19 protein-coding genes and 2 pseudogenes are annotated in these 19,052 nt (G+C 74.7%); 10 read left to right on the top strand and 11 right to left on the bottom strand.

Annotation, left to right across the window (positions count from 1 at the left end; translation table 11 throughout):
- Positions 1–237: 237 nt before the first annotated feature.
- Both ACIQI7_RS14680 and rpmG read right to left on the bottom strand, forming a co-directional pair.
- Positions 238–489: a type B 50S ribosomal protein L31 gene (locus tag ACIQI7_RS14680; protein WP_401109170.1), complete on the bottom strand. Its 252-nt coding sequence runs from the start codon at positions 487–489 to the stop codon at positions 238–240.
- A 31-nt stretch (positions 490–520) separates the two neighbouring features.
- On the bottom strand, positions 521–685 hold the full coding sequence (rpmG, locus tag ACIQI7_RS14675; protein WP_350741047.1) for a 50S ribosomal protein L33: 165 nt from the start codon (positions 683–685) through the stop codon (positions 521–523).
- Positions 686–835: 150 nt separating this feature from the next.
- Here rpmG and rpmB point away from each other — a divergent pair.
- The 5 genes and pseudogenes from rpmB to rpmF all read left to right on the top strand — a co-directional run.
- Positions 836–1,063 (top strand): annotated as a pseudogene (gene rpmB / locus ACIQI7_RS14670) (50S ribosomal protein L28); the annotation flags it as partial.
- A gap of 9 nt (positions 1,064–1,072) precedes the next feature.
- Entirely contained in the window at positions 1,073–1,378 is a 306-nt protein-coding gene (gene rpsN / locus ACIQI7_RS14665; protein WP_401109735.1) for a 30S ribosomal protein S14, read from the top strand.
- Between the two features lie 5 nt (positions 1,379–1,383).
- Positions 1,384–2,547: a CobW family GTP-binding protein gene (locus ACIQI7_RS14660; protein ID WP_401109167.1), complete on the top strand. Its 1,164-nt coding sequence runs from the start codon at positions 1,384–1,386 to the stop codon at positions 2,545–2,547.
- A gap of 18 nt (positions 2,548–2,565) precedes the next feature.
- The gene (rpsR, locus tag ACIQI7_RS14655; protein ID WP_401109166.1) at positions 2,566–2,808 is read left to right on the top strand and encodes a 30S ribosomal protein S18; all 243 of its coding nucleotides are present in this window, start codon (positions 2,566–2,568) and stop codon (positions 2,806–2,808) included.
- An 11-nt stretch (positions 2,809–2,819) separates the two neighbouring features.
- Positions 2,820–2,984, top strand: a complete 165-nt coding sequence (gene rpmF / locus ACIQI7_RS14650; RefSeq protein WP_401109163.1) for a 50S ribosomal protein L32 — start codon at positions 2,820–2,822, stop codon at positions 2,982–2,984.
- A gap of 78 nt (positions 2,985–3,062) precedes the next feature.
- Here rpmF and ACIQI7_RS14645 read toward each other — a convergent pair whose 3' ends face one another.
- The 4 genes and pseudogenes from ACIQI7_RS14645 to ACIQI7_RS14630 form a co-directional block, all read right to left on the bottom strand.
- Positions 3,063–3,926: a TIGR03943 family putative permease subunit gene (locus tag ACIQI7_RS14645; protein ID WP_401109161.1), complete on the bottom strand. Its 864-nt coding sequence runs from the start codon at positions 3,924–3,926 to the stop codon at positions 3,063–3,065.
- Positions 3,923–4,894 carry a permease gene (locus tag ACIQI7_RS14640; RefSeq protein ID WP_401109732.1) on the bottom strand — a complete coding sequence of 324 codons (972 nt, stop codon included), beginning with the start codon at positions 4,892–4,894 and terminating at the stop codon, positions 3,923–3,925. Before ACIQI7_RS14640 ends, ACIQI7_RS14645 begins: the two co-directional genes overlap by 4 nt.
- A gap of 248 nt (positions 4,895–5,142) precedes the next feature.
- Entirely contained in the window at positions 5,143–6,750 is a 1,608-nt protein-coding gene (locus ACIQI7_RS14635) for an MFS transporter (RefSeq protein WP_401109159.1), read from the bottom strand.
- A gap of 261 nt (positions 6,751–7,011) precedes the next feature.
- Positions 7,012–7,119 (bottom strand): annotated as a pseudogene (locus ACIQI7_RS14630) (NmrA family transcriptional regulator); the annotation flags it as partial.
- A gap of 305 nt (positions 7,120–7,424) precedes the next feature.
- On the opposite strand from ACIQI7_RS14630, the gene ACIQI7_RS14625 reads away from it, so the two are divergent.
- From ACIQI7_RS14625 to ACIQI7_RS14615, 3 genes are all read left to right on the top strand, one after another.
- Positions 7,425–8,126 carry a hypothetical protein gene (locus ACIQI7_RS14625; RefSeq protein ID WP_401109156.1) on the top strand — a complete coding sequence of 234 codons (702 nt, stop codon included), beginning with the start codon at positions 7,425–7,427 and terminating at the stop codon, positions 8,124–8,126.
- Between the two features lie 80 nt (positions 8,127–8,206).
- A complete protein-coding gene (locus ACIQI7_RS14620) occupies positions 8,207–8,917 on the top strand; it encodes a TetR/AcrR family transcriptional regulator (protein WP_401109153.1) in 711 nt (236 codons plus the stop codon).
- 116 nt (positions 8,918–9,033) lie between these two features.
- Positions 9,034–9,399 carry a hypothetical protein gene (locus tag ACIQI7_RS14615; RefSeq protein ID WP_401109150.1) on the top strand — a complete coding sequence of 122 codons (366 nt, stop codon included), beginning with the start codon at positions 9,034–9,036 and terminating at the stop codon, positions 9,397–9,399.
- Positions 9,400–9,471: 72 nt separating this feature from the next.
- Here the strand turns inward: ACIQI7_RS14615 and ACIQI7_RS14610 are convergent, their stop codons facing one another.
- Positions 9,472–10,419, bottom strand: a complete 948-nt coding sequence (locus ACIQI7_RS14610) for an AraC family transcriptional regulator (protein ID WP_401109148.1) — start codon at positions 10,417–10,419, stop codon at positions 9,472–9,474.
- A 143-nt stretch (positions 10,420–10,562) separates the two neighbouring features.
- Here ACIQI7_RS14610 and ACIQI7_RS14605 point away from each other — a divergent pair, with 143 nt between their 5' ends.
- Positions 10,563–11,279, top strand: coding sequence for an SDR family oxidoreductase (locus tag ACIQI7_RS14605; protein WP_401109145.1), 717 nt, complete (start codon positions 10,563–10,565; stop codon positions 11,277–11,279).
- Positions 11,280–11,434: 155 nt separating this feature from the next.
- Here the strand turns inward: ACIQI7_RS14605 and ACIQI7_RS14600 are convergent, their stop codons facing one another.
- On the bottom strand, positions 11,435–12,352 hold the full coding sequence (locus ACIQI7_RS14600) for a glycoside hydrolase family 19 protein (RefSeq protein ID WP_401109142.1): 918 nt from the start codon (positions 12,350–12,352) through the stop codon (positions 11,435–11,437).
- A 497-nt stretch (positions 12,353–12,849) separates the two neighbouring features.
- On the opposite strand from ACIQI7_RS14600, the gene ACIQI7_RS14595 reads away from it, so the two are divergent.
- Positions 12,850–13,794: a hypothetical protein gene (locus tag ACIQI7_RS14595; RefSeq protein ID WP_401109140.1), complete on the top strand. Its 945-nt coding sequence runs from the start codon at positions 12,850–12,852 to the stop codon at positions 13,792–13,794.
- 398 nt (positions 13,795–14,192) lie between these two features.
- Here ACIQI7_RS14595 and ACIQI7_RS14590 read toward each other — a convergent pair whose 3' ends face one another.
- The 3 genes from ACIQI7_RS14590 to ACIQI7_RS14580 all read right to left on the bottom strand — a co-directional run bounded on the left by ACIQI7_RS14590 (position 14,193) and on the right by ACIQI7_RS14580 (position 19,005).
- Complete coding sequence (locus ACIQI7_RS14590) at positions 14,193–14,963, bottom strand: hypothetical protein (protein ID WP_401109138.1); 771 nt, start codon at positions 14,961–14,963, stop codon at positions 14,193–14,195.
- Positions 14,947–16,224, bottom strand: a complete 1,278-nt coding sequence (locus tag ACIQI7_RS14585; protein WP_401109135.1) for a hypothetical protein — start codon at positions 16,222–16,224, stop codon at positions 14,947–14,949. Before ACIQI7_RS14585 ends, ACIQI7_RS14590 begins: the two co-directional genes overlap by 17 nt.
- A 99-nt stretch (positions 16,225–16,323) precedes the next feature.
- Positions 16,324–19,005, bottom strand: coding sequence for an NACHT domain-containing protein (locus ACIQI7_RS14580; protein WP_401109132.1), 2,682 nt, complete (start codon positions 19,003–19,005; stop codon positions 16,324–16,326).
- Between the last annotated feature and the right edge of the window lie 47 nt (positions 19,006–19,052).

Raw genomic sequence — 19,052 nt, 5'->3', positions numbered from 1 at the left:
GCTCCGGCAGCCGGCCGCCGCGCGTACCGAGCCCGGACGTCCTGGCCGGGGCCGCGATCCGGCCCGGGCGCCGCCAGGGTGCGGGCGCGGGGGTGAGGCGGCGGCGCACGGCCGCCGGGTGACCGACGGAACGCCCGGGAGGGCCTGCCCCCGATGGGCAGGCCCTCCCGGTCCGTCCTGGCGGGGCCGAGGAGCCGACCGGTCGGCGGCGACCGCCTGCCGCGGTGGGCCGTCGGATCAGCCCTGAGCCGTGCCGTAGCGGCGGCGGAAGCGTTCGACGCGGCCCTGGGTGTCCAGGACGCGGGTCTGGCCGGTGTAGAAGGGGTGGCTGGCGGAGGAGATCTCGACGTCGATGACGGGATAGGTGCTGCCGTCCTCCCAGTCGACGGTGCCGGTGCCGGTGGCGGTGGAGCGGGTGAGGAAGGCGAGGCCGCCGACCTTGTCGCGGAAGACGACGGGGCGGTACTCGGGGTGGATTCCGGGCTTCATGGCAGTGGTCCTCCTGGTGGTGCGGGGGTGGTCAGCGCTCTTCGCGGAAGTCGACGTGCCGCCTGGCGACGGGGTCGTACTTGCGCAGGACGAGGCGGTCGGGGTCGTTCCGGCGGTTCTTGCGGGTGACGTACGTGTAGCCGGTGCCGGCGGTGGAGCGGAGCTTGATGATCGGGCGCAGTTCGTTGCGGGCCATGGATGTCCCCTCGTCGGTGTGTGCTCCCACTATAGCGAAATGAAATTCGTTTTCATCTAGCGTAGGGTGGGGAAGGCATCCAGGGGGCGGCACGCCCGTCCCGGGGTGAGTCCTGTGCCTGCCCGCACGATGAGCAACGGAGTCGTCACCATGTCCGCACACTGCCAACTGACCGGCCGCAAGCCGTCCTTCGGCAACGCGATCTCCCACTCGCACCGGCGAACCCGCCGCCGCTTCGACCCCAACATCCAGCGCAAGCGCTACTGGCTGCCCAGCGAGGGCCGGTACGTCCGCCTCACCCTCAGCACCAAGGGCCTGAAGACCGTCGACGCCATCGGCATCGAGGCCGCCGTCGCCCGCGTCCGAGCCCCGGGGGGAGAAGGTCTGATGGCCAAGCAGAGCAAGATCGCCAAGAACGAGCGGCGGCGTGCGACCGTCGCCCGGTACGCCGAGCGCCGCGCCGAGCTGAAGCGCACCATCGCCCACCCGGCGAGCACCGCCGAGGAGCGGGCGGCCGCGCAGCGCGAACTCGCCCGCCAGCCCCGCGACGCGAGCGCCACCCGCGTCCGCAACCGCGACGGCGTCGACGGCCGTCCGCGCGGCTACCAGCGCGCCTTCGGCCTCTCCCGGATCAACCTGCGCACCCTGGCCCACGCCGGACAGCTGCCGGGCGTGCGCAAGTCGAGCTGGTGAGCGCGGTGCCCGAACACGTCAGGCTCCCCGTCGTGGTGGTGGCGGGCCTGCACCGCGCGGAACGCCGCCGCGCGGTCCAGGAGCTGCTGGACGGCAGCGTCAACGGCGTCGTCCTCCACCACGACCTGCGCGACGCCTCGCGCCGTACGGTCCGTCGCGAACTCCGCGACGCCTCCGGCACCATCGCGACGGCGGACGTCCCGCTGACCAACGACTGCCCCTGCTGCGCCCTGCGCGAGGACCTGCTGCCCGAGCTGCTGCGCCTGGCCGAGGAGGGGCAGCACGGGCTGGCCGTCGTGGAGCTGTGGGGCGGCAGCGACCCGCACCCGGCGGCCGAGGTGCTGGCCGGCGGTGAGGTGGACGGCCGGGCTGCGGAGGAGTTCCTCGAACTGGCGGGCACCGTGGTCGCGGTCGACCCGGACCGGTTGCCCGGCGAACTCTCCGTCCCCGACGACCTGGCCGAGCACGGCGAGCACACCTCGCCGGACGACACCCGTACCCGGGCCGAGGCGCTCGCCCACCAGATCGAGTACGCCACGACCATCGCGGTCGCCCGCGGCGGTGAGACCGGCCTCGCGATGCTGCGCCAGCTGCACCCGACCGCCCGGCGGGTGCTGCTCGGCACCGGTGAACTGCTGCGTGCCGCGCTCGGCGGCTTCGACGTGGCGGCCGCCCGCGACCGGGTGAACCCGGCACTCGCCCTGCTGCCGCAGCAGGCCGACGACGCGGGCGTGGCGACCATGGTCTGGGAGCGCCGCCGCCCGCTGCACCCCGGCCGGTTCCACGAGGCGCTCGAACTGCTCGTCCCGGCCGCCCAGCGCAGCCGCGGACGGTTCTGGCTGGCCAACCGGCCCGGGACGATGCTGGCCTGGGACGCCGCCGGCGCGAACCTCGCGGTCGAGGAGTGCGGCCCGTGGCTGGCCGGGCTCCCCGACGCCGCCTGGGAGTTCTACCCGCCCGCCCGCAGGGCCGCCGCGGCCCTCGACTGGCATCCCGCGCACGGCGACCGCGTCCAGCAACTCGTCTTCATCGCCGAGGGCCTGGACGTCGACGGGATCACCGACCTGCTCGACTCCTGCCTGCTCACCGATGCCGAACTGATGGCGGGGGAGCGGGGGTGGAAGGACCTGCCCGATGCCTTCGAGGGCCTGCTCGAACCCGTGTCCTGACCAGAGAGAGGAACCGAGATGGCCAAGCGACCCGTCGGCGGACGTCCGACCCGGCCGCGCCCGAACCCGCTCGTCGAGGCGGGCATCACCTCCATCGACTACAAGGACACGGACCTGCTGCGCGGGTTCGTCTCCGACCGCGGCAGGATCCGCGGCCGCCGGGTCACCCGGCTCACCGTGCGGCAGCAGCGGGCGATGGCCCGGGCGGTCGAGAACGCCCGCGAGATGGCCCTGCTGCCCTACGCCTCGACCACCCGATAGGAGCCGTTCCCATGGCCGTACCCAAGCGGAAGACCTCCCGCGGCAACACCCGCCACCGCCGGTCGCAGTGGAAGGCCGCGGCCCCGCAGCTCGTCCCGATCACGGTGGAGGGCCGCGAGCACCTGGTGCCGCGCAACCTGGTCAGGGCCTACGAGCGGGGGCTGCTGAAGCCGTGAGACCGCGAGGAGCCGCAGTGCGAGAACTGCGGCTCCTCGCGGCGGAAGGGCACGACGGCGCGTGCGCGGTGTGCCGCGTCAGCCGTCCGAGGGCGGCAGGTCCCGGTACGGGGCGCGGGGTTTGGGGACGGCGTGCTGCTCGGACACGTCGATCCGCGGCGCGGCGGTGGCGGACGCGTCGGGAGTGGGGCGCCACGTCCCGGTGAGGTCGACCCAGCTGTCGGCGGCCGGGGCGGGGCCGGTGTCGTGCACGAGGACGCGCAGCCGGCGGGCGTCCGCCGCGCAGCAGCCGACGACCAGCCGGTTGAGGTACCACTCGCCGGGATTCGCTCCGGGGGAGGCGAAGCCGGTGAGGCGGACCCTGCGTCCCTCCAGGCTCTTCTGCGGGTCGCGGCTGCGGCCGATGAACTCGGTCAGCGACATCGGGGTGACCACGTCGACGCGGACGCCCGCACCCGCGCCGGCCGCGCCCGGAGCGGTGGGCGGCGCCGCCAGCCCGGCGTACGTCGCCGGCTCCACGACGGCGTCCGATCCGTCCCGGGCAGCGGTGAACGAGCCGAGCGGGGGCGGGGCGAGGAAGAGCAGCAGTACGGCGGGTACGGCCAGCAGCCAGGCCACGCGCAGTCCGTGACCGTGGCCGCCGTGGTCGTGCCCGTGGTCGTCCGGGTGTCCGTCGTCCCCGGTGGGCCGGTGCCAGACCGCGTTGCCCTCGGCGTCCCGGCCGAACCGCATCACCGGCTCCTGCCGACGCGCGGTCACCCGGCGCACCACGCCGGCGACGCCCAGCCCGAGCAGCACCGTCCCGGAGGCGATCAGCGGGATCCGCAGGCCCTCCTTGACGTACTGCAGGAACACGTCGCTGCCGACGGTGATCCGCAGCAGGGCGGCGCCGACCAGCGCGACGAGCAGACACGGCGCGAGGTCCCGAACGGTGGCTTTCACAGGGCCCCTCCGATCACGATGCTGGCGAGGACGGCGACCACGAAGGTGGCGGTGGAGAACCGCAGCGCGAACGCGCGGCCGAAGGCGCCCGACTGGAGGGCGATGAGCTTGAGGTCGACCATCGGGCCGACGACCATGAAGGCGAGCCGGGCGACGGGGGAGAAGCCGGTGAGCGAGGCGGCGACGAAGGCGTCCGCCTCCGAGCAGACCGCCAGGATCACGGCGAGGAGGGCGAGCACCGGAACGCCCAGCCAGGGCGAGTCGTCGAAGACCCGCAGCACCGACGGCGGGACGAGCACGTTGAACGTGGCGGCGGCCGCCGCGCCGACCACCAGGAAGCCGCCGGCCTGCAGGAAGTCGTGCTGCAGGCCGCGCCGGAACTCCTCCAGCGGGTTGCGCGCGCCGCCCTCGCCGTGACCGGCCGGGCCCTTGGGCAGCCGCAGCCACTCCGGCCGCCCGAAGGCCGCCCAGAGCCAGCCCATCACGACCGCCGTGAGCAGCGAGGCCAGCAGGCGGGCCAGCACCATCTCCGGTTCGCCGGGGAAGGCGATCGCGGTGGCGACCAGCACCACCGGGTTGACGGCCGGCGCGGAGAGGAGGAACGCCAGCGCGGCCGCCGGCGCCACCCCGCGCTTCATCAGGCTGCCGGCCACCGGCACGGACGCGCACTCGCACCCCGGCAGCACGGCCCCGGCGACGCCGGCCACCGGGACGGCGAGGGCCGGGTTCTTCGGCAGCACCCGGGTGAACACCCGGTCGGGGACGAACGCCCCGATCGCCGCCGAGACCACCGTGCCCAGCACCAGGAACGGCACGCCCTGCACGACGATGGCGACCATGACCGTCCGCCAGGTCCGCACCCCGCCCGTGTCCCACACCTCCGCCAGGGCGACGGCCGCCACGACGGCGACCACCGCCCCGATCAGCAGCGCGCTCCTCCGGCGCGGCGGGGTTTCCGCCGGTGCCACCTGGAGGTGCCGGGCGCTGCCGAGACTCGTCTCCACCAAGGTGACCGCCCCTCAGCCCACTCGTCGCGGATCGGCGACGAGAACCTGTCTGCTCACCGTCATGCGGCGAGCGGGGACAGAGTAGCGTTGATAATCATCTTCATCTAGCCCTTCCGCCCACGTCCCCCCGACCAGTAGCCTGCGTGGTCTCGGAGGGAAGGGAGGGCGGCCGCGCCGGCCGTCACCGGTGGGCCGCTCCTCGCGGTGCGTCAGTGGCGCACCGTCATGGCGTGGGTGACGGACGGGTCCCGGGTGAGCAGCGTGCGGGCGTCGGTCTCGAAGGCGTGGTCGGCGCCGGTGTAGCGCCCGTGGTGCTGGGCGCAGTGCTCCGACCAGGACGTCACGGTGAACGTCTCGACGTACCGCTCCGGTCGGGCGGTGTCCCGGTACAGGCCCCAGGCGACGGCGCCGGTCCGGCGCCGGGAGGCCTCCACCTTCCGCATCGCCGTGACGAACGCCGGCGCCTTCCCCTCCCGGACCAGGTAGGTCACGGTGACCAGGACCGGTCCGTCCTGGGGCGCCGGTTCGACGGCCAGCCGGGGTTCGGGCCAGGCCTCGGAGAGCGTCGGGTCGGCCCGGCCGCCGAGCAGCGGCAGCCGTCGTAGCGACAGCACCCCGCCGAGGAGGACCGCCGCCGCCAGGGCCATCGCCACCGACACGCCGGCGTGTTGGGCGACCTGCCCCCAGACCAGCGAGCCGAGCGCGTTGCCGCCCTGGAAGACCAGCAGGTAGAAGGCCGAGCCCCGGGCCCGTACCCAGGCCGGCAGGGCGACCTGCAGAGCCGCGTTCAGGGTGGACAGCGCCGTGATCCACGCCGCTCCCGCCGCCACCAGGGCCAGGAGGGCGACCGGCACGCTCGGTCCGACGGCCAGCGCCACCAGCGCCCCCGCGAAGACGGTCCCGGCGAGCGCCAGCGCGCCGTCGCCGCCGACCTGACGCGAGAGCGCCGGCAGCGCCGCCGCTCCCGCGACCGCCCCGAGGCCCACGGCACCCAGCAGGAGGCCGTACCCGGCCGCGCCGAGGCCGAGGGACTGCTGGGCGGAGATCGGCAGCAGTGCCCACAGGGCGCAGGCGCCGGGCACGAACAGGGCGCTGCGCAGCAGGATCCGGCGGATCCGGGGAGCGCTGCGGACGTACCGGCCGCCGGCGCGCAGGGCCGCGAGCAGGTGCTCGCGCTCCTGGCCCGGTCGCGGCGCGCCCGCCTCGGCGCCGGGGCGCCAGGTCGCCAGCACGGCCAGGATCGCGAGGAAGGAGGCGGCGTTGACGGCGAAGGTCCAGCCGACCCCGAGGGTGGCGACCAGGACTCCGCCGAGGGCCGGGCCGACGGCGCGCGCCAGGTTCATGTTCACCGCCCCCAGCGCCGCGGCCTGGCGCAGCTCCGCCCGGGGGACGAGCGAGGGCTGCACCGCCTGCCAGGCCGGGCCGTTGAGCGCGTTCCCGCAGCCCAGGAGGAAGGTGAGGGCCAGCAGCGTCCAGGAGCCGAGCCGCCCGGTGAACGCCAGGACGGTGAGCGCCGTGGCCACCAGGGCCATGGCGGCCTGCATCACCAGCAGCAGGCGGCGCCGGTCCACGAGGTCCGCGAGGACCCCGGCCGGCAGGGCGAGGAAGAGCATCGGCAGGCTCGCCGCGAGCTGGACCAGGGACACCTGGGCCGCGCCGTGGCCGACCAGCAGCCACTGGGCGCCGACGGTCTGCATCCAGCTGCCGACATTCGAGGTGAACTGGGCCAGCCAGAGGTCGCGGAAGACGCGGCGGCGCAGCGGCGACCAGGCCGAACCGCTCGCCTCGCCGACCTGCCCGCCGTCGGTCCCGGTCATCGACGCACCACCTGCTCGCCTCATCTCACGCTGTCGGAGGGACGCCCGACGGCGCGACGGTACGGGGGGAAGTCGACGTCGTCGGGCGGTCCCGGGAGGGCCCTCATTTCCCTCCCCGGGGAACGCTAGGGCCGGTCCGCGCCGGCGGCTTGACCGTCAGCGCCCAGTGCTGTTCCGGCCCCGCACGCCATGGACGTGCGGGGCCGGACGCGGGGGCGCGTGCCCGGGGCGGTCCGGCGCGGGTTCCCGACCGGGCACGCCCTAACGGAAGGCGGCGAGGTTGCGGGCGGCCCAGGCGGAGAAGGGGCGCGGGGCGCGGCCGAGGACCCGCTGGACGTCCGGGCTGATGCGCAGCTCGGCCGGGGTCGGCCACGAGGTGAGCGAGCCGCTGACGGAGCTGTTCGACCGGATCACCCGACGGTTGCCGCCGGGCGGCGGAGGCCGGGGCCCGTCCGACAACTGACGGACGGCGCGCTTGGCGGCCTCGGAACGGGTAACGATTCGGGACGGTGGACGACGGTGCCGGCCGCAGCGCCCCGCCCGCCCGTCCCGGACCTCCCGGGGGCGGTCGAGCGGTCTCGCTGACGTGGCGGCGCCGCAGGGGCGGGCTGCAGGGCCGAGGCGGCCCTCGACCGTCGCTGCGGCACGGACGAGACAGGACAGGTGGGGATCCGATGGACGGTAGGGCGGGGACTCCGGGCAGGCCGGAGCGGCGATGGCGGGAATCCCGTACCGCGCGCACTCTGATCGCCCTCGCCGGTCTGCCGTTGGTCGTCCTCGGTTTCGTGCTGTTCGTCGGCGCCTACGAGGAGCGGGGCGGCTACCGCACCGCTCCCGTCTGCGGGACTCCGACGCCCGGGGCGGACGCCGACTGCCTGCTGCTGGAGAGCGGCCGGGTCACCAGGAAGTGGACGTCCGTCTCCGTCGAGGACGGGGCCGCCTACTTCCTGGGCATCGCACGCGGGGCGGGCTCCGCCCAGGAGTACGAGGTCGACGAACCCCTCTACCGGCACGTGGAGTCCGGCACCGCCGTGGACCTGAGGATCTGGAAGGGCGTGGTGGTCCGGATCGCCCACGACGGGCACGAGGTGAGCACCCTGACGTTGTCCTGGCAGGTCTGGCTCGGTCTGGCGGAAGCCGCGCTGCTGATCGCCGGGGGCACCGTGGTGACCGCCTGCGGACTGCCCGGCCGGAACCGGGTGGTCCGGAACAGCCCGGCGATGCTGCTCGCGGGGACGGCTCTGGTGACCGCCGTGGGCGCGGCCGTCCTCACGCTGGTGCAGTGGCCGTTCCCGGTGACCCTGGGGTGCGCCGTCTCGGCCTGGCTGGTCGCGACGGTGACCGTCAGGCACCTGTACAAGAACTCCTCCTGGTAGCCGGGCGCATGGAGCGCTGCTCCAGGTTGGTTCAGCGATCCAACTTGGTGCAGCGCTCCAAACTGTGCCATGTTCGGAGCATGCCAGCACGAGCGCGCACGGCCCCGCCGGGCGCGCAGCGGCGTAACCAGGAGCTCTCCCGGGAGCAGATCATCGACACCGCGATCCGCCTCCTCGACGGCGGTGGCGAGGGCGCCCTGACCGTCCGGGCGATGACGGACCGCCTGGCCACCGGCTCGGGGGCGATCTACCACCACGTCGGCAACCGGGACGAACTGCTGGACGCGGCGACGGAAACCGTCATCACCGCGGCCCTGGCGACCGGGCCCGCCGGGGCGCAGGCCTCGCCCGAGGACGAGATCCGCGTCGTCGCGCCGGCCCTGTTCGACGCCATCGCCGAACACGCGTGGCTCGCCACGCGGTTGACCCTCCAGGTCGTCCGCAACCCGGTCGGCCCGGTGACGGTGGGGATCTTCGAGAGGCTCGGCCGGCAGGTCGGCGCCCTGGGCGTCCCGCGGGCCCGCTGGTTCGACGCCGCCTCGACGCTCGTGCACTACCTCCTCGGCGCGATCAGCCAGAACACCCGCGTCGAGGGGGACACCTCGGGCATCGACCCCGACGCGGACCGTGCGGAGTCCGTCGACGCGACCGCGCGGGCGTGGCAGGACCTGGATACCGACTCCTACCCGTTCATGCGCGCCGTCGCCGGCCAGGCCGGAGCGCACGACGACCGCGAGCAGTTCCTCACCGGCGTCGCCGTCGTCCTCCACGGCCTCGCCCACCTGCGCTGACCCCGCCCCCACCGGGCCGGTCGGCCGACCGGACTCCCCGAGGGACTCCCCGAAGGGACTCGAAGGGAAAAGCCCCATGCAGGACGTAGTGATCGCGGGCGCCGGCCCGGTCCGAGGTGTACCGGCGGACGTCGGGACTGTTCCACCGCTACGACCTGGGCGGCGAGCAGCCGCTCGTCGGCCACAGCGCCCCCGGCTTCCGCTTCCGGGACGGCACCCGCCCCGGTGAACTGCTGAGCCAGGGCCGGGGGGTGCTCCTGGACTTCCGCCGCGACGGTGCGCTGCGGGCCGCGGCCGGGGGCTGGGCGGGCCGGATCCACCACGCGGCCGGACCCGCGCGCGACGACCTCGGATTCGCCGCCCTCCTCGTCCGGCCGGACGGCGTCGTGGCGTGGGCGGACGGCCACGCCGACGCCGAAGCGTTCCAGCGGGCCGCGAGCCGCTGGTTCGGGCGGCCTTCCGGGGACCGCGCGAACCCCTGACCGTCTCCCGGAACCCGCTGGTACCCGCGGCCGGCACCCGGGCGGCCCTCACCGTCGGTCGTGTCCGCGACGTCAGCCGTGTACGGCGGGTTCGTCGCCGGCCGTCCTGACCTGCTTGCGGTAGGCCCCCGGCGGCGATCCGAAGTGCCGTTTGAAGGCCTTGGCGAAGGCGAACTCCGAGGTGTACCCCGCGCGCTGCGCGATCGTGCCCACCGGGGCCGGCGATCGGTGCAGCAGCCGCGCCGCGGTGGCCATCCGCCAGTTGGTCAGGTACGTCAACGGCGGCTCGCCGACCACCGCGGCGAAGCGGCGGGCGAACGCCGCGCGGGACAGCCCGGCGCGGGTGCCCAGCGACTCCACGGTCCAGGGGTGGCCGGGATCGTCGTGGATCGCCTTCAGGGCCGGGGCCACCGCCGGGTCGGTCAGCGCGGCCGTCCACCCCGTGGTCCGCTCCCTCGGCAGTTCGGCGTACCACGACCGGAGGATGTACAGCAGCAGCAGATCGATGAGCGCCGTGACGACCGCGTCCGAACCCGGTTGCGGCGCGTGGAACTCGGCGCACAGCTGATCGACCGCCGAGCGCAGCACCGGGTGGCGGCCCGGGACCGCGGGGAGGTGCAGGACCTCCGGCAGGTCGCCGAACAGCGGATGCGGGCGGTCGACGTCGATCGCGTACGCGCCGCACACCAGCACCGTGCGCGGCCCCGGCCCGTCCACCGTGACCCGGCCGATCGGCGAGGAACGGTCCACGCGCTCCGGGACGAAGTCCACCGGCTCGCGGCCCGGCACGTCGCCCAGGGTGTGTCCGCTGCCGCGCCGCAGGAACACGATGTCGCCGGGGCCGAGCGCGAGCGGCTCGCCGTGCGGTGGCAGCAGGTGGCAGTGCCCTTCCACGACCACGTGGAACCCGGCTCCCGAGACGGGTTGGAACCCCAGGGCCCACGGGGCGTGCGCGTCGGTGCGGGTCACCATCGGGCGCCCCGTGCGCAGGACTTCGAGTGTGTCGCTGAGGATGTCCACAACGCCACTCTAGTGCCGGCGCGGCGAGACGATGGGACAGGGAATCGAGACCTCCAGTCATTCAGCGTCTCGCCGCGGAGTCGTACGTTCGTGCCATGGCGGTCGCCGAACCCCGGCGCCGCATCGACGAAGGAGCGGGACCCATGTCTCTGGCCGGCAAGAAGATCGTGATCATCGGTGGCACCTCCGGCATCGGCTTCGAGGTGGCCCGGCAGGCCGTGGCGGCCGGCGCGGACGTGGTGGTCGCCTCCAGCAGCCAGGACCGGGTGGACGCCGCGACGAAGCGGTTGGGCTCACCGGCCGAGGGCCGCCGCCTGGACGTCGCCGACGGCGACGCCATCGCCGAATTCTTCGATCAGGTGGGCGAGTTCGACCACCTCGTCTACACCGCGGGGGAAGCCCTGGTGATCAAGTCGCTGGCCGACACCACCCCGCGGGAGGCCAGGGCCGTCTTCGAGCGCCGGTTCTGGGGGGCGTTCCTCTCCGCCAAGTACGCGGCACCGCGGCTGCGCGACGGCGGCTCGATCACCTTCAGCTCCGGCGTGCTCGCGATCCGCCCGCTGGCCGGAACCACGCTCACGGCGGGGGTCACCGGCGGAATCGAGGCCCTGTCCCGGGCGCTCGCCGTCGAACTCGCCCCGCTGCGCGTCAACGTCGTCCAGCCCGGTGTGATCCGCACCGGCCTGTGGGACGGCAGCGTCCCGGACCCGGAGGCCTTCCTCCAGGGCGCCGGGGCCGGGCTGCTCACGCGGCGCGTCGGCACCGCCGAGGAGGCCGCGGCGGCCTACCTCTTCGTCCTGTCCAACGCCTACGTCACCGGCACCACGCTCGCGATCGACGGCGGCGCGGCGCTGGTGTGACACCGGGGCGCCCCGAACGGCGCCGCCCGGTCGGCCGCCGTACGGGGCGCCCCGGGCCCTCGCCGCGTCGGCGCCCCGGCCCTCCGCGGTGGCGTGCCCGGCCGACCCGGCCGGGTGCGCGCCGCCGCGGAGGGCCGACCGCGGGCCTCGGGCGCTCAGCAGCTCAGCTTGTCGCCCGGTACGGTGCCGAGCAGCTGGGTGAAGCGCTGGTAGGCGTTGATCCGGCTCTGCACCTGCGCGGGGTTGCGGCCGTCGCACTCCAGCGAGCCGTTGATGCTGCGGATGGTCTCGCCGAAGCCGTAGCCGTTGACGATCGCGTTGTGCGGGGTCATGGTGCCCGGCCCGTTCTGGGTGTTCCAGTACCAGAGCGCGGTCTTCCAGGCCACGGCCGGATCGGTCTGCACCAGATTCGGGTTGTGCAGCAGGTCGATGCCGAGGGCGTCCCCGGCGGCCTTGTAGTTGAAGTTCCAGCTCAGCTGGATCGGCCCGCGCCCGTAGTACGCGGCCTGCCCGGCCGGGCAGCCGTACGGCTGCGAAGTGTCGCAGTAGTGGGGGTAGTTGGCGGTGTTCTGCTCGACCACGTAGACCAGCGCCCCGGTCTCGTGGTTGACGTTGGCGAGGAAGGCCGCGGCCTCCTGCTTGCGGACGGTGTCGCTGCCGGTGGCCGCGAAGGCGGGGTAGGCGGCGAGGGCGTCGATCAGGCCCTGGTAGGTGTAGAAGGGGTTCCGGTTCGGGAACATCTGGTCGAACTGGGCCTTGCTGACCGGGAATCCGCCCGGGTTCGGGGTGCCGGTGGACGTCGGCGTGGCGGTCGGGGTCGGGCCGGTGCCGCAGCCGCCCTGGTCGGACCAGACGCCTGAACCGCCGGTGCTGGGCGGCTCGTTCTGGGTCCACCACTTGGCGAGCCAGTTGTGGCCGTTGTAGGAGACGGCGGCGCCGCCGGTGTAGACGGCCGAGGAGTTCCAGGGCGTGGCGCAGACGGCGGCGCTGGCGTTGGCCGCGGGCAGCAGCAGGACCACCGCCAGCGCCGTGACGACGGTGGAGAGCAGTGCGAGCAGGCGTTTCGTGGACACTTGATCACCCCTTGTGCGGTGTGGGGCCGCACGGTCGTGGAGGTAGGGACGTCGGGGCAGGGGGAGCCGGGCCCCGCGCGGTGGGGCACGTCGTGGGGGACGGGCGGACCGGGGTGCGGGCCGGTGCGGGGCTGCCCCAGACTCAAGCGGAGTGGTCTATACCTGTCAAGGGGTTCGGGCGAAAGACGTACCGGGTGGGCCGCCCGACCGTGGCGGGTGGTTCCCGCGCGGGGAGGTCGGAGCGGCCCGGTTCACCACTGCCGGGCCTGCGCCCCACGCCGTCGGCCTGTCACTCGAAGCGGCGATTCCGGCACGGCGGCGGCACGGGCGCGCCGACCGGCGGCCGGGCCGTCGGGAGCGGCCCGAACGCCGGACCGCCTCCCCGGTCGGGCGGGGACGGATTCACCCGATGGGCTGACCGGGGCCCGGCGACGGGGCCGCACCGACCGGTATACGTGACGTGTTCCATCGTTCGGAGACCACCTGCGAGGGGCCCAATGACCGATCCGGCCGACACGTCGTCAAGGACGGCCGCCGAGAAGCCCCCGGCGGCCTACGCCGCCCGGGTGGCGCTGATCCGGGGTGCCATGGAGGCCGGGGACACCGCCCTCGCGGCCCGCCTGGCCGAGGAGCTCCACCACCGCGTCGCCCTGGAGCGCGGCGCCCGGGACCCGGAGGCGCTGCGAGCGCAGGAGGTGCGGGCGTACGTCGCGGCGGTCGACGGGGACCCCTGGCGGGCGGCCGAGCTGTTCACCGCGGCCGCCACCGCGTGGGCCCGCCTGGGGGCGCCGGAGCAGTGGACGGCCTCGCGCAACGCGGAGGTCTGCCGGCGCCGGGCGGAGTCGGCGGCGGCCGCCCCCTCCGCGGTCCCGCCCGCCCGTCGCCCGCCCGCCTGCCCGTCCCCGGTCCGGGCGTTCGGGCGCGGCGCCGTCGTCGCGGTCGTCCTGGCGACGGCGCTGCTCACGGGAGCGGCGGACGCCGGCCCGCGGGCCTACCTCGGGACGGGCCCGCGACCGGCCCCCGACGAGCAGCCGGTCGCTCCCGCCGTGGTGGGAGCCCTGCAGCGCTCCGCGCCGTCGACCTCCCCGGCACCGGGCCCCGTGCCGCCCGCGCCGGAGCCGGCGGTCGTGGAGCCCGCCCCCGCGCCGGACGCCGTGCCCGCGGGCGAACCGGAGGACCCGGCCGCCGACCCGGGCGAGGACGGACCCCGGGCGGGGCGCACCCCGGTGCCGTCCCCGGGGCATCGACCGCATCTTCCGGCCGCCGGTCCCCGACCGCGGCCCGCCCCCGACGCCGCCCGGCCGCCCGGGGGCCAGGCCGCCGAAGCCGACACGGACCCCTGCGCCACCGCCCGCGCGTACGGCGGCCGGCTCCTCGGCCCCCTCGTCGAGCTGTGCGACCGTGCCGCCGGGGTGTCCGGCGGCCGGACACCCGCCCCCTGACGCCGACCTGGTGGGTGGGTCAGTCCGACGCGGCGGGGGCGCCGGGGCCGTCGCCCTGACGTGCGACGGTCACCGTCCACTCGGGGAACCGCGCCAGGGCGGTCACGGGCGGGGCGGCGGAGTCGGGGCGCGGCGGTGCCGCGGGGAGGAAGGCGACCTGGCAGCGCCGGCACAGCCGGCTCGCCCGCCACACCTGGTGGAGCCGCTGCCACTGGTCGTAGCTCCGCGGCCACTGGTCGGCCGTGCCACCGCGACGGCGTCGGTGGTTGGCGTGGACGGTGAGGCCGATGCCCAGCAGGACCGCCCGTGCGACCGGCCCCCGGCACCGGACGGGGGCCGGCCTCCGGCGAGAAGCGGTGGGGGGAACGGGCCCGGACGGGCGTTCAGGGGCCGCGGCGTCAGACGGGCGGCAGCAGATCGCTCTCGCTGACGGTGTACGTCAGCACGGGGTAGGTGAAGTCCGTCTCCTGGTTCTCACGGCGCCGTAGCCGGTAGAACTCGCGGCTCTGCTCCTCGTCGGCCCGCACGAGGCGCGCGCCCTGCGGGAGGTGCGGGTGTCCGTCGTGGAACCGGAGAAGCGTCTTCGACGTGCGGAAGGTGACGCCCAGCCACAGGTTGTCCGCCGCCCGGCCGGGCGTGTCCAGGACGATCCTGTGCCTGAGCCGCCGGTTCGTCCCGACGGAGAACACCACGACACCGTGGTGGGCGAGGGGGATCTCGAACCTCTCGCCGTCGGCCTCCTTCGACTCGAAGACCAGCTTCCTCGGCGGGCTCGCTTCGGGCTGCCGGTAGCAGGAGAAGACGGCGATGGACGACCCGTCGGCCAGATCGAGGGCCTGGTCGGAGTGGCCGCCCATGGTCGTGTAGGCGTTCGTGTAGCACTCGACGAGGGCGTTGTCGAAGCCGACCGGCAGTGCCGCGTGTTCCTGGACCTGCTGCGCCAGCCGCTCGTGCACCGGCCGGAAACGCTGCGCCGGGCTGCCGTACCGCGTGGTCGTGCGGACGAGGGGCACGCCACCCGCCTCGTCGGGCCTGGTGAGCACGGCGCCTCGCCGGCCCTTGCCCACGTCCTCCCAGCGGGTCGACGCGGACAGTTCCGCGAAGAGGTCGGCCCCGGTCGGCAGCACGTAGGAGCGGACCTCGTCCGAGGCTCTAGATCCGAGGGGCACGGTAGTCTCCCGTGTTCATGCTGAAGAGGAAGCCGTCGCCGTAGTCGACGAAGGACGAGGACCTGTTCTCCTCGGCGTACAGCCTGCGCAGCTCGTCCATGCCGTCCGGTGTGGGCGGCGCCAACTCGACCGGTTCCCCCGCCACCTGGAGGAACGTCCGGCCGTCCCGGTGGACGGCTTCGGTGTTCGAGCAGCGCACCACGTATCCCAGCCGGGTCGGGAGCAGCTCGGCGTCCAGGGCTGAGGGCCGGATCTCGTGCGTGTACAGGCGGTTGGTGGACAGCGGCATGAAGAACACGGAGCCGGGGTAGAGCGTCACGGTGAACTGCGGGGGGAACGCGGTGCCGTCCCGGTCTCCGGCCGACTCCTTGCGGCGGAAGTGGAGTCTGGTCAGCCCGCTGGTGCCCTTCACGCCGTGGTCGAAGGCGTCGTCGGCCAGGGGGCGGAGCTTGTCGAGCCCGTCGTAGAAGGTGCAGAAGGCCATGATGCCGTTGACGGGCATGTCCTTGGTCTTGTCGGCGTGGGACGAGATCCTGGCCTTGGACTGCTTGCGCTCGGGCGTGGCAAGGGTGTTGTGGTAGATCTGCGCGAGGACGTGGTTCAGCGGCGCCTGGTTCCGGAAGACGGTGGCGGCCTCGTGGTTCAGGGCCTCGACGATCCGGGTGTCGGTCGGGCCGAAGTTCTCGGTCGGCCCCGAGAGGTTCGTGGAGCACCGGAGCAGGCGGAAGTGCAGGCCGTCCTCGTGCGGTGTGACGGGCGTCAGGTAGATTCCGCTGCGGTGGGCCGCGCCGGGCTTGGTGGACTCCGTCAGGGACTGGAACTCGTGCTCCGCGCGGATCCGTCCGAAGTGATCGGCGTCGAGTCCGAAGAAGCGGCGGTAGTAGACGCCGACGCCGTGGACCCGGATGGGGACGCGGCCGAGGCCGACCAGGGGCCAGGGCTGCTGGTCGACGTCCTCGGGGTAGCCGGGCGAGAGCTCCCGGACGACGAACACCCGGGCGGCCGCCCGCAGACGGCGGGCGCTGGTCCCGGATATGTCGCCGCACAGGTAGACGGTCTTCCGGGCGAGGTCGGGCGAACCGGAGGCGAGCTCCTCCGGTGACACCGTGGACCCGAAGAATCCCCTGACCAGGTCATCGTTGCGCAGTGTCGCAGGCGCGACCAGGACGTTGTGCGCGTCCTCGATGCGGGCTTCGGCCGGCTCTGTCGGCTCTGTCGTGGACGACGGACTGGACAACGGGCTGGACGACGAAGTGGACAACGACCTGTACCTGCCGTTCGCGGATCTCGGTGGATGGCGGATCGCCCGAAGGCGGGGACACGGGCAATGGCCCGTCTCCCGCCCCCTGCGTGGTGAAGCCTACGGCCGCCAGCGCCCGCCGGAGAGCTCGGCCAGTGCCTCCGCGACGTCCGGGGGCAGGGGGGAGCGGACGACGGTCATCGGCTGCACCAGGTACCACCCGTCCCGCCCCCGGAAGCGCGCCGGGGGGACGGGCGCTCCCGGCCGCAGCCGGACGTGGATGCCGTGGACATGGGTGTCACGGCCGCGGACGTGCACCCGGCGGACGGCCACCTCCTCCACGTCGCGCCACTCGTAGCGGCAGCGGCGGCGGCCCCAGCGGGCGGCGACGAAGGTGTCGGTGATGTGCAGTTCGATGCGCCGCCGGGGCAGCAGGCTGATCAGCATCATCAGCAGGCCGAGGGCGGGCAGTCCGATCATCGGCCTCCAGGAGTCCAGCCGGTCCCAGGTGCCGCCGACCGTGGTCCGGACCAGTTGGAGGCCGAGGAGCGCGCCGATCGGGCCCCAGTGCGCCAGCACGACGCCGCGGATCCGGCCGCTGAGCAGGTACGAGCCGGGGGCGCGGCGCACGGTGAGGCCGCGCCAGGTCGAGGCCGGGCGGACCGGTGGGGCCGGGGGCAGGACCGGGCCGGTGACGGGACCGGTCCCGCCCGCCGCCGCTCCGCCCGTCGCCCCGGCCTCCGTCGCCGCTCCGTCCGGTGCCACCCGGGCCGGCGGGATCCCCGCGGCGTCCGGACCGGCCATGGCGGCCAGGTGCTGCTGGAGCCGCAGGTTGCGGAAGCGGTACGTCCCGGCGGTCCGCTGGAGCAGGCCGGCCCGGTGGGCGTCCCGCAGGAAGGTCATCAGCGGCCAGGGCAGCCGGCCCACGAGCGCCAGCGAGCACCGCGCCAGCAGCCACCGGCTCCACGGGCTGAGCAGCAGGAAGGTCGCGCCCGTCCCGCACCAGGCCGCCAGCGCGTGGGCCCAGTCCACCTGGTGGCGCTCGTGGCGGTCCCAGGACCAGTCCATCAGCTCGATCCCCGCGGCGAGCAGCGGCGCGATGACGACCACCGTCACCAGGACGGAGGTCCGCTCCGACCGCAGCAGTGCGTCGGGCGTCGCGGCGTCCACGGTGTCCGAGGGGGCCGCCAGCGCGATCATCAGATAGGTGGACAGCAGCAGGGAGGCCACCAGCGCGAGCCCCTCGGTCGCCGGTGCCAGGAGCTGGAACGCACCGACGGCGAGGATCACCGCCGGCCCGCCGACCACCACCGTGAGCCGCCAGGCCCGGCTCAGCCGCCCGGTGCGGCCGGCCGAGCGCAGGGCCCCGGCGAAGCGCAGCGGATCGGCCCGCCGCCGGGGCGTGGCGGTCTCCTCCCCGAACCACGCCTGCCCGGCCGTCCGGACCGTACCCGCGAGGACCACGCCGAGGCCCAGCGAGCTGCTGAAGCCGAAGGGGTGGCCGGAGCCCCGGACGGCCCCCAGCACCAGGTCGAACAGCAGCGACAGGGCGATCCCCGCCACGATCAGCGCGGGTGCCGCCAGCGCCCGCGGCAGCGGCGCGCCGAACAACCGCCACCAGGCCAGTTCTGCGGTCTCCTGGCGGTTCATCAGCCGGGCGAGGAAGGACAGCCAGACCCGTGCCCGGTGCGGCTCCCACCGCCGGGGCGGGTGCAGGCGGTCGGGCTCCGGCGGCAGCGGCGGGAACGAGGCGGGCACGATCCGGTCGAGCAGGTGCTGTTCCACCTGCCAGGCGGTCGGGAAACGCCGGCGGTCCACCAGCTCACCCGGGTCGGCCGGCGCCCGCTCGTAGCCGCGCCGCAGCAGCCACACCATCAGCGGCGTGGCCAGCGCCCGGCTCACCGGGCCGTCCGGCGCCGAGCGGAGCTCGGCCAGCAGCGGCGCCCACGCCGCGGCGCGCGAGGGCTGCCGGGCCCGGTCCAGGTAGGACGCGACGTCGGTGGGGTCGAGCGGGAGCGCCTCGATCGCCGAGTCCACCCGGAGCACGTCCCGCTGGGTGTCCACCAGCTCGCGGTAGGGCTCGGTCCGGCAGATCAGCACCACCCCGCCCTCCTGGCCCAGTTGGCGCCCGAGGGCACCGAGGACGGCGGTCCGCCGGTGCTCGGGCAACTCGTCGAGGCTGTCCAGGACGGGCAGCAGGCGGCGTTCGCTCACCAGCCGGCGGGCGGGATGGAGCCCGTCCACCCGCGGCAGACCGGGGTGTTCCTCCGCGATCCGGCCGATCAGCCAGTCGTAGAAGTTGACCCGCTCGGCGTCCCAGGACTCCAGCGAGAGCAGGACGGGCACCGGGACGTCCTCGCCGCGGGTGAGCCGACGGGCGAGCAACTCCAGGGTGAGCAGCACGGCGAGGGTCGTCTTGCCCGCGCCGGCCCCGCCGAGGATCAGCAGACGGCGGTGGTCGAGCTCCAGCAGGGCCCCCGCCATCGTGCCGACCCGGTCGCCGCGCCCGCCGAGTTCGGTCCCCGGCCCGAGCGCGGTGCGGCTGTGCACCCAGCGGACGGCCAGCGGTTCGGGGTCGGCCATGTCCCAGGCGTCGGCCTCGGCCCGCCACTGGTACAGCAGGCTGCGGGCGAGCCGCTCCTCGGCGAGGCCGAGCGGCGTCTCCGGCGCCGCGCCCCGGGGCGGCACGGTGAGGTGCAGCTCCCCGTTGAGCACGCCGATCTGCACCAGGTAGTGGACCGTACTGTCGGTGACGACGTTGCGGATGTTCGTGGGCCCGTGGCCGAGTTCGAATTCCGTCACTCCCCGGTTCCGCCCTTGCGTCGACTGGATTGACAGCTGCCGCTCAA

The sequence above is a fragment of the Kitasatospora sp. NPDC092039 genome (assembly GCF_044756065.1).
GTDB lineage: Bacteria > Actinomycetota > Actinomycetes > Streptomycetales > Streptomycetaceae > Kitasatospora.
The sequence above is the reverse complement of the archived record's forward strand: the minus strand, read 5'-3'. Positions and strand labels throughout refer to the sequence as shown.

What these genes read in the sequence shown, in the direction of transcription:
- ACIQI7_RS14595 (WP_401109140.1), top strand. Translation starts at nt 12,850, where the DNA reads ATGACCGATCCGGCCGACACGTCGTCAAGGACGGCCGCCGAGAAGCCC.
- ACIQI7_RS14635 (WP_401109159.1), bottom strand. Translation starts at nt 6,750, where the DNA reads ATGACCGGGACCGACGGCGGGCAGGTCGGCGAGGCGAGCGGTTCGGCC.
- rpsN (WP_401109735.1), top strand. Translation starts at nt 1,073, where the DNA reads ATGGCCAAGCAGAGCAAGATCGCCAAGAACGAGCGGCGGCGTGCGACC.
- ACIQI7_RS14620 (WP_401109153.1), top strand. Translation starts at nt 8,207, where the DNA reads ATGCCAGCACGAGCGCGCACGGCCCCGCCGGGCGCGCAGCGGCGTAAC.
- ACIQI7_RS14625 (WP_401109156.1), top strand. Translation starts at nt 7,425, where the DNA reads ATGGACGGTAGGGCGGGGACTCCGGGCAGGCCGGAGCGGCGATGGCGG.
- rpsR (WP_401109166.1), top strand. Translation starts at nt 2,566, where the DNA reads ATGGCCAAGCGACCCGTCGGCGGACGTCCGACCCGGCCGCGCCCGAAC.
- ACIQI7_RS14605 (WP_401109145.1), top strand. Translation starts at nt 10,563, where the DNA reads ATGTCTCTGGCCGGCAAGAAGATCGTGATCATCGGTGGCACCTCCGGC.
- rpmF (WP_401109163.1), top strand. Translation starts at nt 2,820, where the DNA reads ATGGCCGTACCCAAGCGGAAGACCTCCCGCGGCAACACCCGCCACCGC.
- rpmG (WP_350741047.1), bottom strand. Translation starts at nt 685, where the DNA reads ATGGCCCGCAACGAACTGCGCCCGATCATCAAGCTCCGCTCCACCGCC.
- ACIQI7_RS14680 (WP_401109170.1), bottom strand. Translation starts at nt 489, where the DNA reads ATGAAGCCCGGAATCCACCCCGAGTACCGCCCCGTCGTCTTCCGCGAC.